Raw genomic sequence first — 16,700 nt, forward strand, 5'->3', positions numbered from 1 at the left:
CCATGGCACTGCTGAAGTACGAGCAGATCGCGGAAGATCTGCGTACCCGCATCGCGGGCGGTGAGTTCGGCCCCGGCGACCTGCTGCCATCAGGCCGCGACCTGGCCGAGCAGTGGAGTGTGTCCAGGGCCACGGTGGTCAAGGCGTATGACGTACTGCGGTCCGATGGCCTGGTGGTGGCCCGGCAGGGCGCCGGCTTCACGGTCGTTGAGACGCCGGTTGCACGCCCGGCCGGCGGCCGCCGGGCAGGCTCCAGCCGCGTGGCCGGCGGGGCCCCTTACCAGCGGCTGGGAGTCCCGGACTGGACGGTCCCGCCCGCTCACATCGCTGACGCGCTGGAGCTCGGGCCGGGAGACGAGGCGCTGCGTCGCGCGCGGCTGGTGCTGCTCGAGGACGGCTCGCCGCACAGCCTGGTGACGGCGTGGTTCCCGCCGTCGATCGCCAAGGTCGCGCCGCGTCTGCTCGCGAAGGGCCCGATCTCCGAAGGCACCACGCACTACGTCCGCCGTGAGACGGACCGGTTCCCGGTCGAGGGGATGGACGTCACGAAGGTTCGGCTCGCCACCGGCGAGGAGGCGCGCCTGCTCGGTGTGGAGCGGCCCGCCGCCGTCGCGGTGGTCGTGCATGTGGCGTACGACGAGGGCCGGCGTCCGCTGGTGTGCGAGGAGGGCGTGCTGCCGTCGGAGGTGTTCGAGGAGACCGAGACGTACCCGATGAGGTAGTTGCACACCCGAGGCGCTTGACTGGACCGGTCCACCGGTCCAGTCTCTTTCTTGTGCCGGGCTTGCCCGCTGCGGATGCGGCGGTGCTGTGCCCGGCTGCCAGGAAGAAGAACCCCGGCGACCGCTGACACGGCCCCGGGGACGGCCAACGCTCAAAGCTGCCGAGGGAGCGCCGACATGACGAACGATAGGGGCCTCTTAAGGCCCAGAGTCAAGATGACGATTCGCGTCTACCAGGTGGGTGCCGACGGCGGGATCACCCAGGATCGTGGGACCGTCGCGAGCATTCCGTACGCGAAGTGGTCGGTGCCGGAGGCGCAGGGGTATCCGCCGTGCGCGTGCCCGCTCCACCGTTCCGCCGAGACGGCGGTCACCCGGTGAGTGGCCTCGCGCAGGCCTGGACCGGCACGGTGAGGCCGGACATCGAGACGATGCGCGACACCGTCGGCCGTCTCTTGCCTCCCCGCGCGAGTGCGCCTGCCGACAGCGAGCTGGAGATGCTGACCAGCCTGTTGTGCGGCCACATCGAGGCGATCATCCCGGACGTCCAGGCGGTGGTCGAAGGGCTGCCTGAGGATGACGTGCCCGGCTACTGCGCGACCGTCGCCATCGGCAAGGCTCGACCTCGCGGGGCGGCCGAATCCCACGCAGGGCGGGAGCGTTGCGTATGCGCGGCGTTTGGCCCGAGTGCTGAAAGACCTGTGTTTGTACTGGCGGCCGTGCTCCACCTGTTTAAGGCTGACGCTCCGAAGTCAGGAACGTGACGTAGCCAATCACGGAGTTGGGAGCAACCTGGAGCTTGCCCGTGTCACCGAGAATCTGCTCTTCGTCAGCGAGCAGCTCTCCCGTCTGCGGGTCGAAGATGAGGACGCGTTTGGTCGGCAAGCCGCCGGACGCATCCGTAACGGAGAACGCCTGCCCGATACGACCGGCTCGATCCTGAACTGTGCCCTCGTAGCGTACGCCCTCGGTCTCTGCTAGGACCCGAAGCACCGCAGCACGCTGTGCCGGTGAGAACACATGATCTTGGAACCGCTCGGGCACGACCTCGTACAGGAGTCCTGGTGTGATTACATCTCGGCCATTGGCCAGCCAGTTCCTCATCCCTGCCTTCGTAGTCGGCGGTTCGGTGGCTGTCTGCCCAGAAGTTGGCCCGCTGGAGTCTTGGGACACCACCGACTCGGCTCCGATTGAGCCGGCCTTCTCCCATGCTTCACGCTGAGACTCGTTCTGGAACACCGGGGGGAGGGTGCTGATCTTCCAGTTTGCCGAGCCGTCACGCTTCTGCCATGTCTCCCTGTGCTCAGGGATGACAGCTGAGGTGACGTTCGTACCGTCAACACGCGTCGAGAGTGACCATGCGTTCCAAACAAAATGCTCTGTCTTCCAGGCTGTCGGGCGATCATCCGGCAGCCCTTCCACTCGGGACGCGGTGTCTTTGAGCACCTGTGCGGCTGAAGGACTGCCAGAGTGATAAGCCAAAGGCTGAGGCGTCACAGCAAGCGCGGGCTGGGCCGACGTCCCGAAGGGGTCGACAACGGTGTAGACCACTGCCGCAGCAGCTGCGACAGCCACCGTGGCAATAGACCATTGCCTCAGCGATCGCGGACGAGTGGCGGACACCACAGGCCGTGGCGTGGCCAGGATGTTCTTCAGCTTCTTGGTGTCAGCTGAGGCACCGTCCTGTACCGGGTTGAGCCGCTGCAACGCCTGGTCGATGTCACGCATCTACTCCTCCAAGAATCGATGATGTCCGCCGGGACGGGCTGGCGGCGGGGCGATCGAGGTGCTCGCGTAGCCGTCTGCGAGCACGGTGGAGCCGCACGTGGAACGTCGCGGTCGTGCATCCGATCACGATGGCCGCATGACGGGCTGGCAGCTCTTCCCACAAGGCCAGACGCAGGACCTCTTTGTCGCTGTCACTCAGCGAGTCAAAAGCCATGGCGACGGCCTGCGCTCCAGCAATGTCCTCGGCTGGATCGCGTGTGAGGCACTGCCGCTGCTGCGCCGCAGTCTCTGCCAGCATCCGACGTCGCCGTTCAGCACGATGCGTGTTCGCCAGGATCCTGCGAGCTGTCGCGTACAGCCAGGGCAACACAGCTGCGCGTGGTATCTCATCAAGCCGACGCCATGCTGTGAGGAAGACTTCGGCGACCACGTCATCGCAATCTTCGGCATCGCTCAGACGTCGTCGTACGTACGCTTCCACGGCTGGGTGATGCGCGCGGTACAGCGCGGTGAAGTCTTGCTCATGTCGTGTGTCCACATCCCCTCCAACCATGTAGATGTCCAGCGGCCCCTGGTCCTTACAGCCGCTGAGACGGAATTTCGAGATGGGTCGACGGCAGGTTGATGTGTCCGCCCGAACGTGGCGGCGAGCGACTACGGGGCCGACGAAGTTCCTGCAGGTCCCCCCCCTCGCCGGTCCGCTCATGCGTGGCCAGTCCAGCGAGCCGGTTGATTTCGTCGAGGCTGCCGAGCGGTGGATAGCGGCTCGTGGCGACCAGTGGACCGCGGACTCCGCCTATTCCTTCGCCGTCGTCGATGGCGAAGGCCTCGTTCTCGGTCAGGCGTGTGTCGGCCGGGTGGACCGGCGCCATGGCACGAGATGGGTGTCCTACCGGACAACGGCGGCGGCTCGTGGCCGGGGCGTGGTTTCCCGCGCCTGCCGTGCTGTGGCCTGCTGGGCTTTCGACGATGCGGAACTCTTCCGGCTGGAGTTCGGGCACCGGGTGAACAATCCCGCCTCATGCGCAGTGGCCCGCGCGACAGTCGAGAAGGCCCGGCAGACCGCCCGGGCTCACGTCTTCCTCCACATTCCGGCTGTGCAGGCAAGTGCCGCTCCAAACCGCCTTGTCGGGCCGAAAGCCCGCGCACCGATACGGCTGACGGCACGTCCGGATCCGGGCCAGGTCGGCGCTTCTTCAGGTTCCGGAAGGTCTCATCCAGAATCTGGTCCGTCCACTTGGCCTGCGTCAGTCTCCTGGCCGAGCCGGCCGAGCTCGTCAGCCACCCGCCGTCGACGGCGGTCGTCCCTGCGCTGGTACTCCAGCAGCGACGACTCGGTGATTCTGTGGTGTGAGCCAACGGCCCGGCACCCGATCTCGCCGGCGTCCAAGAGGCCGATGAGGAAGGGGAGGGACACATTGAGCATGTCGGCGGCTTGCTGGGCGGTGAGCTCAGCGTCGGACGGAACGATGGACACGGCCCGGCCGGCGCCGAGGTGCGCCAGGAGTGATGCGAGGAGTTCCACGACCTCGCGTGGGAGTGTCAAGGGTTCACGATCACCGCTGTCCCGGACAGTGACCTGGATCTGGGATGCGCCCTGGTGCTCTGCCAGATAAGCCCGGACCTTGGTGAGGGCCTGGCTCGCGGCCTGCCGCTTGTCGTCCGGAAGCTTCACCGGACGAATGTCGGTCCTGGTCATGTGCACGCCCCTGGATGCGGTGGTAGCCCTTGCGGTTTCAAAGGTTCTCATCACCCCCGCCGCCTCACGGGCGAAGTCGTCGAAGAGCGGAACGCTGTCCTGTCCCCGCCGAACACACTGTCGCTGCACGCTCTCCCCTTGGCATCCGATGCCGCCCCGCGCCAACGACCCGGCAGCTCATCGAGGCCGAGGCCCCCAGGAAAGTGACAGCGCGACGGTTCTAGGCTTTCGGCGTGATTGAGACCATGGTGTTCGATGTCGGCGAGACAATCACCCGTGACGATCGCTACTGGGCTTCTTGGGCTGACTGGCTGGGAGTCCCCCGGCACACCCTGTCTGCCCTCGTAGGAGCTGTCGTCGCTCGAGGGCAGGACAATGCCGAGGCCGTCCGGCTTGCCAGACCGGGTGTCGATATCGCTGCCGAGTACCAGGCCCGCGAAGCCGCCGGCCAGGGCGAGCACCTGGACGAGAGCGACCTCTACCACGATGTACGCTCTGCCCTCTCCGCGCTTCGCACGCTAGGGGTGCGCGTGGTGATCGCCGGGAATCAGACGCCTCGGGTCGGCGAATTGCTACGCGGTCTGGACCTCTCCGCAGACCTCATCGTCACCTCAGGGGAGTGGGGAGTCGCCAAGCCCCAGCCGGAGTTCTTCGAGAAGGTACTGCAGGTGGCCCAGGCAGCACCGAGCGAGACTCTCTACATCGGCGACCACCCTGCCAACGACATCTTCCCCGCGAAGGCTGCGGGACTGCGTGCCGCACATATCCGCCGCGGCCCATGGGGGCATCTGTGGGCGGATACCCCCGACGTCGTGCAGGCGGCCGACTGGCGAATCGACGGCCTCGCCGAACTGACCGGCGTGGTGGATGCCTGACGGGTGAAACAGCCCCATAGGTCAGGGTCGATGGGACCGGTCGTAAGCACGTGGCGTGCGCGTAAAGATACCGTTCGCAGTGGACGCGCCGAACTGGAGCCAGGATGCCCGCACATGCCGATGGCGGCGTAGGCAGGCGCATCGCCTACTACCGCAGCGTCGTACGCCCGAAGATGACCCAGGAGCAGCTCTCCGACGCCGCCTGCGTGGCCCTGGGCACCATCCGCAAAATCGAGCGCGGCGTGCTCCCTGCGGTTGGAGCGGCGGACCTTGCCGTCGGCGTCCCCGGGCCGCCCGCGCCCCGAGCACCCGGCCCCCGCACGCCGGGCGCGGGCGCCCAGCCCAAAGCCCCGGTGCCGGAGCGCCCGGACCGGAGCGCCCGGTGCCGGACCGCCCGGCGTCAGGGCACTCGGTGCCCCGGGGCGCGCCCCCTCAGGAAGAGGCCCGTTCCATCAGTTGGGTCGGCAGGACCACCTGGCGGCGTTCCAGGGTGCGGGAGGCCGGCGGGCGGCGGTCCGCGATCTCGTCCAGGAGGAGGTCGATCATCGCGCGGCCCATCTCCTCCATCGGCTGGCGCACGCTCGTCAGCGGCGGCTCCATATGGCGGGCTATCACCGAGTCGTCGAAGCCGACCAGCGCCACGTCGTCGGGGATGCGCCGGCCCGACTCGCGCAGCACCTGGCGGGCGCCCGCCGCCATCACGTCCGACCCGGCGAACACCGCGTCCAGCCCCGGGCGGCGGGCCAGCAGTTCGGTCATGGCCCGGCGTCCGCCCTCCTCGGTGAAGTCACCGGGGGCGATCAGCGCCTCGTCCACCTCCCGGCCCGCGTTCCGCAGCGTGTCACGGTAGGCGTCGACGCGCCGCTGGGCGCCGTACACATCGAGGCGGCCGGTGATCGTGGCGATCTGCTCGCAGCCGCGGGACATCAGGTGCTCGACCGCCGAACGGCCGCCGCCGTAGTTGTCCGAGTCCACCGACGGCAGGGTCTCCCGCTCCGAGCGGGGGCCGCTGATCACCGCCGGGATCTCCAGCTGGGCGAGCAGGTCGGGCAGCGGGTCGTCCGCGTGCACCGAGACCAGCAGCACCCCGTCCACCCGGTGCGCCGCCAGATACTGGGCCAGCCTGCGCCGCTCCCGGTCGCCGCTCGCGAAGATCAGCAGCAGCTGCATCTCCGAGTCGGCGAGCTCGGCGCCCACGCCCTTCACCATGTCGGAGAAGTACGGCTCCGCGAAGAAGCGGGTCTCCGGTTCCGGAACGACCAGGGCGATCGCGTTCGTACGGTTGGCGGCCAGCGCCCGGGCCGCGGTGTTCGGCACATAGCCGAGCTCCGCCACCGCCGCCTCGACGGCCGCGCGCGTCGCGTCGCTGACCCGGGGCGAGCCGTTGATCACCCGGGAGACCGTGCCGCGGCCGACACCCGCCCGCGCGGCGACCTCCTCCAGGGTCGGCCGTCGGCCACTCCGACCGCGCGTACCGTGGCCTGCCATGGTCACCTCCCGTCACACCGCACGCCTTGCGTCCGGCCTGGAATCTAACAGCCGTATGCATCTCACCGCTGCGGTCCCGGCCGTCCGACGGACCGAGCGGCGCCCCCAGTGACACGAGCCACCTCGCCCGTTGCCGACCGGATCCAGCCACCGTCCGCCGCATTAGTTAACAGGCCGATAACTGAAGACTTTTCTCGCTGTCCGTGCCCTTGACACCCCCGCCCGGACCTACGACCCTTCAACACATCACTTGTGGGAGCGCTCCCACGCTACCTGACACATACATATCCCGCACGTTCCCCGCCCGAGCCGCAGCGTGAACCACGGGCCCAGTGAAGAAAGTTGGCCGGGGGGTCGGCACGTCAGGGCAACAGGAGGACGACATGCGAGCAACTCTCCCCCATTCTCGGCTCCGCCGGGACGGAGGGACCCACTCCGTCCGCAAAGCGGTGGCCCTGACCGCCGTCGCAGTGATGAGCGCCGGGCTGCTGGCCGGCTGTGCCGACGACGGCGGTGGGAAGAGCAGCGGGAGCTCGGACGGCAAGGGCAAGACCACGATCACGCTCGGCCTGTTCGGCACCATGGGCTTCAAGGAGGCCGGACTCTACTCCGAGTACGAGAAGCTCCACCCCGACATCAAGATCGCTGAGAATGTGATCGAGCGGAACGAGAACTACTACCCCCCGCTGCTCAACCACCTCACCACCAACAGCGGTCTGCAGGACGTCCAGGCCGTCGAGGTCGGCAACATCGCCGAGATCGTGGACACTCAGGCGGCCAAGCTGGAGGACCTGTCCAAGACCCCGGGCGTGTCCAAGGCCAACTGGGTGGAGTGGAAGTGGGAGCAGGCCACCACCAAGGACGGCCAGACCGTCGGCCTCGGCACCGACATCGGCCCGATGGCGATCTGCTACCGCAAGGACCTCTTCGAGCAGGCCGGTCTGCCCACCGACCGCGACGAGGTCGGCAAGCTGTGGGCCGGTGACTGGAACAAGCTCGTCAGCGTCGGCGAGCAGTACCAGAAGAAGGCGCCGAAGGGCACCAGCTTCATGGACTCCCCCGGCGGTCTGCTCAACGCGATCCTCAGCAGCGAGAAGGACCGGTTCTACGACTCGTCCGGCCAGGTCATCTACAAGACGAACCCGGCCGTGAAGAACGCCTTCAACCTCACCGCGAAGGCTGCCAAGGAGGGGCTGGTCGGCGCGCAGACCCAGTTCCAGCCGACCTGGGACCAGACGATCGCCAACACCAAGTTCGCCTCGGTCGCCTGCCCGCCGTGGATGCTCGGCTACATCAAGGGCAAGTCCAAGGCCGACGCCGCGGGCAAGTGGGACGTGGCCGTCGCGCCCAAGTCCGGCAACTGGGGCGGCTCCTTCCTGAGCGTGCCGAAGAGCGGCAAGCATGTGAAGCAGGCCTCCGAGCTGGTCGCCTGGCTGACCGCGCCCGAGCAGCAGGCCAAGCTGTTCAGCGTCCAGGGCAGCTTCCCGAGCGCGCCGTCGGCGTACACCATGCCCGAAGTCACCGGCGCCAAGAACGAGATGACCGGTGAGGCCCCGATCGGCACCGTCTTCGCCGAGGCCGCCAAGTCCATCCCGGTCCAGACGATCGGCCCGAAGGACCAGATCATCCAGCAGGGTCTGACCGACAACGGCGTGATCCTCGTGACCAAGGGCAAGTCGGCCGCCGACGCGTGGGAGACGGCCACCAAGACCATCGACAACAACCTCGAGAAGTGACCGGTATGACATCCCGGCACGACACTGCCGCGCTCCCCGCTCAGGCGGGGGGCGCGGCCCCGGGCCGCCCCGGCAAGGACGCCGGACCCGCCGAGGACGAGCGGCGGCGCCGGGCCCGGCTGTCCCGCCGCTGGCAGCGGGACATGCGCTGGAGCCCGTACGCCTTCGTCTCCCCGTTCTTCCTGCTGTTCCTCGCGTTCGGCCTGTTCCCGCTGGTCTACACCGCCTGGGCCTCGCTGCACACGGTGGAACTGACCGCGCCCACCGACATGCAGTGGGCGGGCCTGCACAACTTCACCCGGATCTTCGACGACGAGTTCTACTGGAACGCGGCGCGGAACACCCTGACCATGGGGATCCTCTCGACCGTCCCGCAGTTGCTGATGGCGATGGGCCTGGCCCACATCCTCAACTACAAGCTGCGCGCCTCGACCTTCTACCGGGTCGTCATGCTCGCCCCGTACGCGACCTCGATCGCGGCCGCCTCGCTGGTCTTCGTGCTGCTCTTCGGGCGCGACTACGGGATGATCAACTGGGCGCTGCACTTCTTCGGGATCGACGCCATCGACTGGCAGAACGACAAGTGGATGTCGCAGATCGCCGTCTCGTCGATCGTCATCTGGCGCTGGACCGGCTACAACGCGCTGATCTACCTGGCGGCGATGCAGGCCATCCCGCACGATCTCTACGAGTCGGCGGCCCTGGACGGCGCCAACCGCTGGCAGCAGTTCCTCCATGTCACGCTCCCCGCGCTGCGGCCGACGATCCTGTTCACCGGCGTGGTGTCGACGATCGGTGCCAGCCAGCTCTTCGGCGAGGCGCTGATGTTCGACGCGAACAAGGGCGCGTCGGGCGGCGCCGAGCACCAGTTCCAGACGCTGGGTCTCTATCTGTACGAGCAGGGCTGGGTGAACCAGCATCTGGGCCGGGCCTCGGCGATCGCCTGGACGATGTTCCTGATCCTCATCCTGATCGGGGCCGTCAACTACGTCATCTCGCGCCGGTTGCGCGCCAGCAGTTAGGAGAACCGGCCGTGACGACGACCCTGACGAACCCCGAGGAGACGGTGCGGGAGCCGAAGCGCGCACCCCGGCCCAAGGCAGGGCGCGCCGGCGGGCAACTGCACGCCGGTCCCCTCGCGTACGCGATCCTGATCCTGTTCGCCCTCGGCTCGCTGTTCCCCCTGGTGTGGACGGCGATCGCCGCCTCGCGCGACAACAACCGGCTGGCGCAGACACCCCCGCCCTTCTGGTTCGGCTCGAATCTGTTCCACAATCTCGACCTCGCCTGGACGGAGGCCAATCTCGGCAAGGCGCTGCTCAACACCACGTTCGTGGCGGGCGTCTCGGCGGCGACCATCGTCTTTCTCTCGACGATCGCGGGATTCGCCTTCGCCAAGCTGCGGTTCAAGGGCCGTGGCGCCCTGATGCTGATCGTCATCGGCACCATGATGGTCCCGCCCCAGCTCAGCGTGATCCCGCTGTACATGATGGTCGCCAAGCTCGACTGGACCGACCAGCTTCAGGCGGTGATCCTGCCGTCGCTGGTCAGCGCGTTCGGGGTGTTCTTCATGCGGCAGTACCTGCTCCAGGCGCTGCCGGACGAGATCATCGAGGCCGCCCGGGTGGACGGCGCGAGCAGCTGGCGCGTGGTGTGGCACGTGGTGTTCCCGGCCGCCCGCCCCGCGATGGCCGTCCTGGGCATGCTGATGTTCGTCCAGACCTGGAACGACTTCCTCTGGCCGTTCCTCGTGCTGACGCAGAACGGCAATCCGACCGTGCAGGTGGCGGTCGCGGGCCTGGGCCGCGGTTACACCCCGGACCAGTCCCTGATCATGGCGGGTGCGCTGCTCGGCACGCTGCCCCTGCTGCTGGTCTTCGCGATCTTCGGCAAGCAGATCGTGGGCGGCATCATGCAGGGCGCCGTCAAGGGCTGACGTCCCCGCGCCGGAATCACCCCCGGCCCGGGGCGCCCTGGTCCCCGGCGTTCCGAGCCGGGGCGCCCCGACGGTCCACCGCATCCCCACGACACTCCGATCCGAGGGGCCGGGTCACCAACGCCACGGCCCCTCTCCTCCCCCCCCTCCCCGACCACTCGTCGGATTCATACGACCCCCTATGGGAGCGCTTCCATGACTGAGTCCGTTACCCCGGTGACCTTTCCCCCCGCCTTCCTCTGGGGCGCTGCGACCTCCGCGTACCAGATCGAGGGGGCGGTGCGGGAGGACGGCCGTACCCCCTCGATCTGGGACACCTTCAGCCATACGCCGGGAAAAACGGCCGGTGGCGACACCGGTGACATCGCTGTCGACCACTACCACCGCTATCGCGACGACGTCGCGATGATGGCGGATCTGAGCCTGAACGCCTACCGGTTCTCCGTCTCCTGGTCGCGTGTGCAGCCCACCGGCCGGGGGCCCGCCGTCCAGCGGGGCCTGGACTTCTACCGGCGCCTTGTGGACGAGCTGCTGGCCAAGGGCATCAAGCCGGCGATCACCCTCTACCACTGGGACCTGCCGCAGGAGCTGGAGGACGCGGGCGGCTGGACGGAGCGCGACACGGCGTTCCGGTTCGCCGAGTACGCGGGCATCATGGGCGAGGCCCTGGGTGACCGAGTGGAGCAGTGGATCACGCTCAACGAGCCGTGGTGCAGCGCCTTCCTGGGCTACTGCTCCGGTGTGCACGCCCCGGGCCGTACGGACCAGGCGGCGGCGCTGCGCGCGGCCCACCATCTGAACCTGGCCCATGGCCTGAGCGCGTCCGCGCTGCGGGCCGTGATGCCGGCCCGCAACACGGTGGCGGTGAGCCTCAACTCGTCCGTGGTGCGGACGGTGAGCCAGGACCCGGCGGACCTGGCGGCGGCCCGCAAGATCGACGACCTGGCGAACGGGATCTTCCACGGTCCGATGCTGCACGGGGCCTACCCGGAGACGCTGTTGGAGGCGACGTCCTCGATCACGGACTGGTCCTGTGTGCAGCCCGGCGACCTGGAGACGATCCACCAGCCGCTGGACGCGCTGGGCCTCAACTACTACACCCCGGCGCTCGTCTCGGCGGCGTCGGACACCGACGGCCCCCGGGCGGACGGTCACGGCGAGAGCTCGTACTCCCCCTGGCCGGGCGCCGACGACGTCACCTTCCACCAGACGCCGGGCGACCGCACCGAGATGGGCTGGACGATCGACCCGACCGGACTGCACGAGCTGATCATGCGGTACAACCGGGAGGCGCCGGGGCTGCCGCTGTATGTGACGGAGAACGGCGCGGCCTACGACGACAAGCCGGATGCCGAGGGCCGCGTCCACGACCCGGAGCGGATCGCGTATCTGCACGGCCATCTGTCGGCGGTGCGCCGTGCCATCGCGGACGGCGCGGACGTCCGCGGCTACTACCTGTGGTCCCTGATGGACAACTTCGAGTGGGCCTACGGCTATGAGAAGCGGTTCGGTGCGGTGTACGTGGACTACACCACGCTGGCCCGCACCCCGAAGTCCAGCGCGCTCTGGTACGCGGGGGCGGCGCGGACCGGGGAGCTCCCGCCGGTGCAGGACTGACCGCCCGGGGCGCGGCACGGGAGGGAGGTGTCGCGCCCCGGCGATCGGCCCGCGTCCGGTGCCTGTGCCGAGTCCCCGTCGTCCTCGCGGCGGTGGTGCGACTCCCCCGCATGGGCCCCGGCTGGGTGAAGCCCGGCGCGGCACGCCGCTCCTCGACGGACGGGCCGACGTCACCCGGCGCGGCACCGTTGCCGCGCCGGGGCGGGCGCCCCCGGCCGCCCCCGCCGGATCGCGGGAGTCCCGTCGGTCACCGTGATCCTTGTGATCGCGGTGACCGCGGTGATCCTGGCGGCCCCGGCGGTCCGGGGTACCGCCCGGGTGGGCAGGACACATGCCCACCCGGGCGGCAGAAGCTCCGGCCAGAGGGCGTGGCCTGCGGGACGACGCAAGCCGCCGACCGGGGCGCGTGGTCCCGCCCTGGACGCCTGGTCCCCTGGACGCGCCGGCGGGGCGGCGGGGCGGCGTTCAGGGCAAGGACCGGGAACGGCCGGGCGCCCAGTCCCAGGGGCCGCTCCGTCGGCGGCGGACCCGGTGGCCCCGCCGTACCGGGGCCCGCCCGTCGAGCTGGAACCGGAGCCGCACCTCCGCGCCGCCCAGCACCGAGGAGCCGATCCGTACGTCCCCGCCGGTCGACTCCGCGAGCCGGCGCACGATGTCCAGGCCGAGCCCCGTCGAGCCGTCGCTGCCCGAACCGCGGCCCCGGGCCAGCGCCTTCTCGGGGTCGGGGATGCCGGGCCCGGCGTCGGACACCAGCACGATGACCGCGTCCTCGCCGTTGTGCACATCGACCGCGAACGCGGTGCCCTCCGGGGTGTGCCGGAAGACATTGCCGAGCAGCGCGTCCAGGGAGGCGGCCAGTTCGGCGCGGGCCACCGGCAGCCGCACCGGACGTTCCACCCCGGCCACCCTCCAGGTGCGTCCCTCGTCCTCGGCGAGCGCCGACCAGAAGCCCATCCGCTCCTGCACCACCTCGGCCACGTCGCATCCGCCGCCCGCTCCGGCCGCCGCGGTCCCCGGCTTCGCCTCCCGCGCGGTGCGGATGATCGTGTCGACCTCGCGCTCCAGCTGGGCGACCGCCGCCCGGGTCTGTTCGGCGGCCGGGCCGTCGCCCAGCGAGGCCGCGTTCAGCCGCAGCACGGTCAGCGGGGTGCGCAGCCGGTGCGACAGATCCGCCGCCAGTTCCCGCTCGGCGGCGAGGAGTTGCACGACCTGGTCGGCCATCGAGTTGAACGCGGTTGCCGCCAGCCGCAGTTCGGCGGGCCCCTGCTCCGGGACCCGGGCCCCCAGGTTTCCCTCCCCCAGCTGATGCGCGCCCTCCGCCAGTCGCCGCGCAGGCCGCACCAGCCGTACCCCGAGCCGGTCGGCGACCGCCACCGACCCGACGACCAGGGCGGCGCCGACCGCGGTGAGCACCGCCCAGGCCGTGCCGACGCCCCTTCTCACCTCGGCCCCGGGCACATACACCTCGACCACGGCGATGGCGCCGGAGCTCAGCGCGACGGGCTGGAGCAGTGCGGAACCGCCGGGGACCTCCGTGGTGGAGGCCCGGCCGAGCCTGCGGGTCATCGCGATGTCCGCGCCCGTGACGCGCTGCCGGCCGATGTCGGCCGCCCCGGTGCCGTCGCCCCCCGGGATGTGCACGGCGATCCGGTCGTCGGAGCCCGCGGAGGCGACGACCCGTTCCAACTGGCCCCGCTCCGTGGTGATGGACAGCGCGGGCGCGATCGCGGCGGCCTGCCGCTCGGCGTTCGACAGGGCGCGGTCGCGCGCCATCTCCCGGATGACCAGACCCAGCGGGACCGCGAAGGCGATCACGACCATCGTGGTGACCGCCACGGACACCTTGACCAGCGCCCATCTCACGGCAGGGGATCCGTCCCGGGAGGCTCCAGCTTCACGCCGACGCCCCTCAGGGTGTGCAGATAGCGCGGTTCGGCCGCGGTCTCGCCCAGTTTCCTTCTGAGCCAGGAGAGATGGACGTCGATGGTCTGGTCGTCGCCGTAGGACTGCTGCCACACCTCGGCGAGCAGTTCCCTGCGCGGTACGACGACTCCGGGGCGGCCCGTCAGATAGGCGAGCAGATCGAACTCCCGTCGCGTCAGGTCCAGGCGCCTGCCGTCGAGTTCGGCGTGCCGGCGCCGGGGGTCGACCACGAGGCCGCCGACCCGGAGAACCGGCGGAGCCCCGGTGGCCGCCGTGGCCGTGCGGGAGCGGCGCAGCACCGCCGCGATCCGTGCCGACAGATGCCCGACCGAGAACGGCTTGGTCAGATAGTCGTCCGCGCCCGCGTCGAGCAGCCGGATGATCTCCGACTCCTCGTCCCGCGCGGTGGCGACGATCACCGGTACATCGGTGACGCCGCGCAGCATCTTCAGCGCCTCGGACCCGTCCAGATCGGGCAGTCCGAGGTCGAGGATCACCACGTCGAACGGGACATGGGCGACCTCGCGCAGCGCCTGGAGCGCGGTGCCCGCACTGCGTACGGCATGCCCGGCCTCCGTCAACTGCCGGATGAGCGCCGAGCGTACGAAGTGATCGTCCTCGACCACGAGCACACGTGCCATGGGCGGCACCGTACGCCATGCCGGGGCGGACGGAACCGGGTGCGCCCGGAATCCTGTGCGACCCGGGAGACAGCCGTCGCCGGGTGCGGCAGTATGGCCGGGATGCTCAGAGGACTGGTCCCCGTACTGGCATGGTCGCTCGCCACGGGCGCGGCGGTCACCCTGTCGTGGTGGGGCGTCCACACGGTGATGGCGGGCACCGCCTACGACCCGCCGCGCGCCCTGCCCCTCACGGCGGCCGGCGCCGCACCACCGGGCACCACGGCACCGGGCCCGACACCCGGGCCGCCGTCGTCGTCGAAGCGGCCCGGTCCGGCGGGGACCGCGAGCGGGACACCCGCTCCGAGCCCCACCTCGGACGCCCCGGAGACGGCCGTCACCGACCCCACCCCTTCCCCGTCGGTGTCCTCGTCCGCCCCCTCGGTCCCCTCCCCGGCCTCGCCCTCTCCCTCACCCGGGCACATCAAGAGCTACGACTCCGACGGCGGCCGGGTGGTGTTCGACCTCGGGTCGGCCTCCGCGGCGCTGGTGTCCGCGACCCCCGAGCCGGGCTGGTCGATGCAGGTGTGGAAGACGGACTTCTGGATCCGGGTGGAGTTCACCGCGGGAGCGCAACAGGTCTCGGTGTTCTGCATCTGGCACGACGGCCCGCCCCATGTGGAGATCGGGGCCTACTGACCGGCCGCGCGGGGCGGGGGCGGGCCCCGCCCACCGGGGTCAGCGGAAGACCGAGGGCGGCGGCGCGGGGGAGGCCACCGCCGCCGCGTCCGTCACCGCCGCCGCTCCGCCGGTGAAGTCGATCAGCGTCCTGCCGTGCTCCACCCGCGCGGGGTGGGGGTCTGAGGCGGAGCGGCGGGTGAGTTCGGCGACCGGCAGGGGGTGGGCGGAGGCGACCAGGACCGCGTTGCCGAAGCGCTTGCCGCGCAGCACCACGGGGTCGGCGACCAGCGCCAGTTCGGGGAAGACGACCGAGGCGGTCGAGACCTGTCCGCGCAGATGGGTCAGGGGCGGTCCGTCGGCCAGGTTGGCCGCGTACAGACCGCCGTCCTTGAGCACCCGGCGTATGTCGGTGAGGAACTCGACCGAGGTCAGATGGGCCGGGGTGCGTGCCCCGCTGAACACATCCACGATGACCAGGTCTGCCCAGCCGTCCGGCACCTTGGCGAGCCCCGCGCGGGCGTCCATGGAGCGCACCCTGATCCGGGCGTTCGGGTCCAGCGGCAGGGCGCGGCGCACCAGTTGGACGAGCGCCTCGTCGCGCTCCACGATCTGCTGGGTGGAGCGGGGGCGGGTGGCTGCGGTGTAGCGGGCGAGGGTGAAGGCGCCCCCGCCGAGGTGCACGGCGTGCACGGGACGGCCGGGCGCGGCGGCCAGGTCGATGATGTGGCCGAGGCGCCGCTGGTACTCGAAGGCAAGGTACGCGGGGTCGTCGAGGTCGACATGCGACTGCGGTGCCCCGTCGATGAGGAGGGTCCAGGCGCGCGCCCGGTCCCGGTCGGGGATCAGCTCGGCGAGCCCGCCCTCGACCGTCTCGACGACGGCCTCGGCCGACTGTGTGCGCCGTGTGTTCCGTGACCTGCCCATTGCGCCATTATCGGAGGCGGCGCGAGCGGCGGACCAGCGGTGGCCCGGGTCCTTCGTCCGGATCCGGACGCGGGGCCCCTGCCCGGCGTCCGTCCTGTTCGGCCCGTCGGCGGACGCTCACCGACAGTTGTCGGCGGCCTCGATCAGCCGGGCCGCCTCGCCGAGGGCCTCGCGGAGGACCGCCGGGTCCGTGGCCGGTTCCGCGTCGCCGGGCGGGAGCAGCCAGCCGGTGCCCTCGGCCGGGGGTTGCGGTGCGGCGAGGCCGATGCCGCGTCCCTCGGTCTGGGTGCAGGTGCTGCCGGGGACGTCCCAGGCGTCCGCCGTGCCGGGCGGGACGAGGAAGCCGAGGGTGTCGCAGCCGTCGTCATGGAGGACGGGCCCGACGCAGTCGCCCGCGCCGCGACGGAGGATGTCGACGGCCTCAAGTCCCTGCCGGGCCGGGACGGTCACCAGGTCGGGTGCCGGCCGCGGCGGGGTGCCGCGCTCCGGGGCCGGCCCCTGCCGCGTGGTCGACGGCTGCGTACGGACATCGATGCTCTGTGTGGTCTGCATCCCGGCCTCCAAGGCGGAACCCCTCCTCGTGCGATGAGTTGGGTCGGGAGTTCGGGGGGCTCCCGGTCCATGGGGTTCAACGCGCCGGAGCGTCAACGGCAACGGCGGGATGTCTCCGCAAGGATGGCAGTTCATGGCAGATCACGCACCGGATATCCGGTTTGCGGCCAAACCGTGCATGCCGGCGCCCCCGGGGAAG

At 70.3% G+C, this 16,700-nt stretch carries 17 protein-coding genes and 1 pseudogene; 10 read left to right on the plus strand and 8 right to left on the minus strand.

Annotation, left to right across the window (positions count from 1 at the left end; translation table 11 throughout):
- The first annotated feature begins 2 nt into the window (after positions 1–2).
- From CP978_RS13000 to CP978_RS13010, 3 genes are all read left to right on the plus strand, one after another.
- Complete coding sequence (locus tag CP978_RS13000) at positions 3–722, plus strand: GntR family transcriptional regulator (RefSeq protein WP_150478212.1); 720 nt, start codon at positions 3–5, stop codon at positions 720–722.
- A 216-nt stretch (positions 723–938) separates the two neighbouring features.
- Positions 939–1,103, plus strand: a complete 165-nt coding sequence (locus tag CP978_RS13005; protein WP_227745362.1) for a hypothetical protein — start codon at positions 939–941, stop codon at positions 1,101–1,103.
- Complete coding sequence (locus tag CP978_RS13010) at positions 1,100–1,486, plus strand: DUF6415 family natural product biosynthesis protein (RefSeq protein WP_144401445.1); 387 nt, start codon at positions 1,100–1,102, stop codon at positions 1,484–1,486. The genes CP978_RS13005 and CP978_RS13010 overlap by 4 nt, the downstream gene beginning before the upstream one ends.
- Here the strand turns inward: CP978_RS13010 and CP978_RS13015 are convergent.
- Both CP978_RS13015 and CP978_RS36390 read right to left on the minus strand, forming a co-directional pair.
- The gene (locus CP978_RS13015; protein WP_144401446.1) at positions 1,455–2,450 is read right to left on the minus strand and encodes a CU044_5270 family protein; all 996 of its coding nucleotides are present in this window, start codon (positions 2,448–2,450) and stop codon (positions 1,455–1,457) included. The genes CP978_RS13010 and CP978_RS13015 overlap by 32 nt on opposite strands.
- Positions 2,443–3,156, minus strand: coding sequence for an RNA polymerase sigma factor (locus tag CP978_RS36390; protein WP_359862850.1), 714 nt, complete (start codon positions 3,154–3,156; stop codon positions 2,443–2,445). Before CP978_RS36390 ends, CP978_RS13015 begins: the two co-directional genes overlap by 8 nt.
- Between CP978_RS36390 and CP978_RS13025 the strand changes: the two are divergent.
- Positions 3,155–3,475 (plus strand): annotated as a pseudogene (locus CP978_RS13025) (GNAT family N-acetyltransferase); the annotation flags it as partial. The gene CP978_RS36390 and the pseudogene CP978_RS13025 overlap by 2 nt on opposite strands.
- Positions 3,476–3,663: 188 nt before the next feature.
- Here CP978_RS13025 and CP978_RS13030 read toward each other — a convergent pair.
- Positions 3,664–4,149 (minus strand): helix-turn-helix domain-containing protein, encoded by a 486-nt coding sequence (locus tag CP978_RS13030; protein WP_043448500.1) that lies wholly within the window; start codon positions 4,147–4,149, stop codon positions 3,664–3,666.
- Between the two features lie 233 nt (positions 4,150–4,382).
- Between CP978_RS13030 and CP978_RS13035 the strand changes: the two genes are divergently transcribed.
- A complete protein-coding gene (locus CP978_RS13035) occupies positions 4,383–5,024 on the plus strand; it encodes an HAD family hydrolase (protein ID WP_043440429.1) in 642 nt (213 codons plus the stop codon).
- 432 nt (positions 5,025–5,456) lie between these two features.
- On the opposite strand, the gene CP978_RS13040 is transcribed toward CP978_RS13035, so the two are convergent.
- The gene (locus CP978_RS13040) at positions 5,457–6,512 is read right to left on the minus strand and encodes a LacI family DNA-binding transcriptional regulator (protein WP_043440431.1); all 1,056 of its coding nucleotides are present in this window, start codon (positions 6,510–6,512) and stop codon (positions 5,457–5,459) included.
- Between the two features lie 383 nt (positions 6,513–6,895).
- Here CP978_RS13040 and CP978_RS13045 point away from each other — a divergent pair, with 383 nt between their 5' ends.
- From CP978_RS13045 to CP978_RS13060, 4 genes are all read left to right on the plus strand, one after another.
- Positions 6,896–8,248: an ABC transporter substrate-binding protein gene (locus CP978_RS13045; RefSeq protein ID WP_043440434.1), complete on the plus strand. Its 1,353-nt coding sequence runs from the start codon at positions 6,896–6,898 to the stop codon at positions 8,246–8,248.
- Positions 8,249–8,253: 5 nt separating this feature from the next.
- Positions 8,254–9,270 (plus strand): carbohydrate ABC transporter permease, encoded by a 1,017-nt coding sequence (locus CP978_RS13050; RefSeq protein WP_043440437.1) that lies wholly within the window; start codon positions 8,254–8,256, stop codon positions 9,268–9,270.
- 11 nt (positions 9,271–9,281) lie between these two features.
- The gene (locus CP978_RS13055; protein ID WP_043440439.1) at positions 9,282–10,184 is read left to right on the plus strand and encodes a carbohydrate ABC transporter permease; all 903 of its coding nucleotides are present in this window, start codon (positions 9,282–9,284) and stop codon (positions 10,182–10,184) included.
- A 195-nt stretch (positions 10,185–10,379) separates the two neighbouring features.
- Positions 10,380–11,801, plus strand: a complete 1,422-nt coding sequence (locus CP978_RS13060) for a GH1 family beta-glucosidase (RefSeq protein WP_043440440.1) — start codon at positions 10,380–10,382, stop codon at positions 11,799–11,801.
- 465 nt (positions 11,802–12,266) lie between these two features.
- On the opposite strand, the gene CP978_RS13065 is transcribed toward CP978_RS13060, so the two are convergent.
- A complete protein-coding gene (locus tag CP978_RS13065) occupies positions 12,267–13,664 on the minus strand; it encodes a sensor histidine kinase (protein ID WP_043440442.1) in 1,398 nt (465 codons plus the stop codon).
- Positions 13,661–14,365: a response regulator transcription factor gene (locus CP978_RS13070; RefSeq protein ID WP_043440443.1), complete on the minus strand. Its 705-nt coding sequence runs from the start codon at positions 14,363–14,365 to the stop codon at positions 13,661–13,663. The genes CP978_RS13065 and CP978_RS13070 overlap by 4 nt, the downstream gene beginning before the upstream one ends.
- Positions 14,366–14,458: 93 nt before the next feature.
- On the opposite strand from CP978_RS13070, the gene CP978_RS13075 reads away from it, so the two are divergent.
- Complete coding sequence (locus CP978_RS13075) at positions 14,459–15,043, plus strand: hypothetical protein (RefSeq protein WP_376697926.1); 585 nt, start codon at positions 14,459–14,461, stop codon at positions 15,041–15,043.
- 39 nt (positions 15,044–15,082) lie between these two features.
- Here CP978_RS13075 and CP978_RS13080 read toward each other — a convergent pair whose 3' ends face one another.
- Positions 15,083–15,949, minus strand: coding sequence for a spermidine synthase (locus tag CP978_RS13080; RefSeq protein ID WP_043440446.1), 867 nt, complete (start codon positions 15,947–15,949; stop codon positions 15,083–15,085).
- Positions 15,950–16,066: 117 nt separating this feature from the next.
- On the minus strand, positions 16,067–16,501 hold the full coding sequence (locus CP978_RS13085; protein ID WP_174498630.1) for a hypothetical protein: 435 nt from the start codon (positions 16,499–16,501) through the stop codon (positions 16,067–16,069).
- Positions 16,502–16,700: the final 199 nt, after the last annotated feature.

Source organism: Streptomyces nodosus (genome assembly GCF_008704995.1).
Taxonomy (GTDB): Bacteria; Actinomycetota; Actinomycetes; order Streptomycetales; family Streptomycetaceae; genus Streptomyces; species Streptomyces nodosus.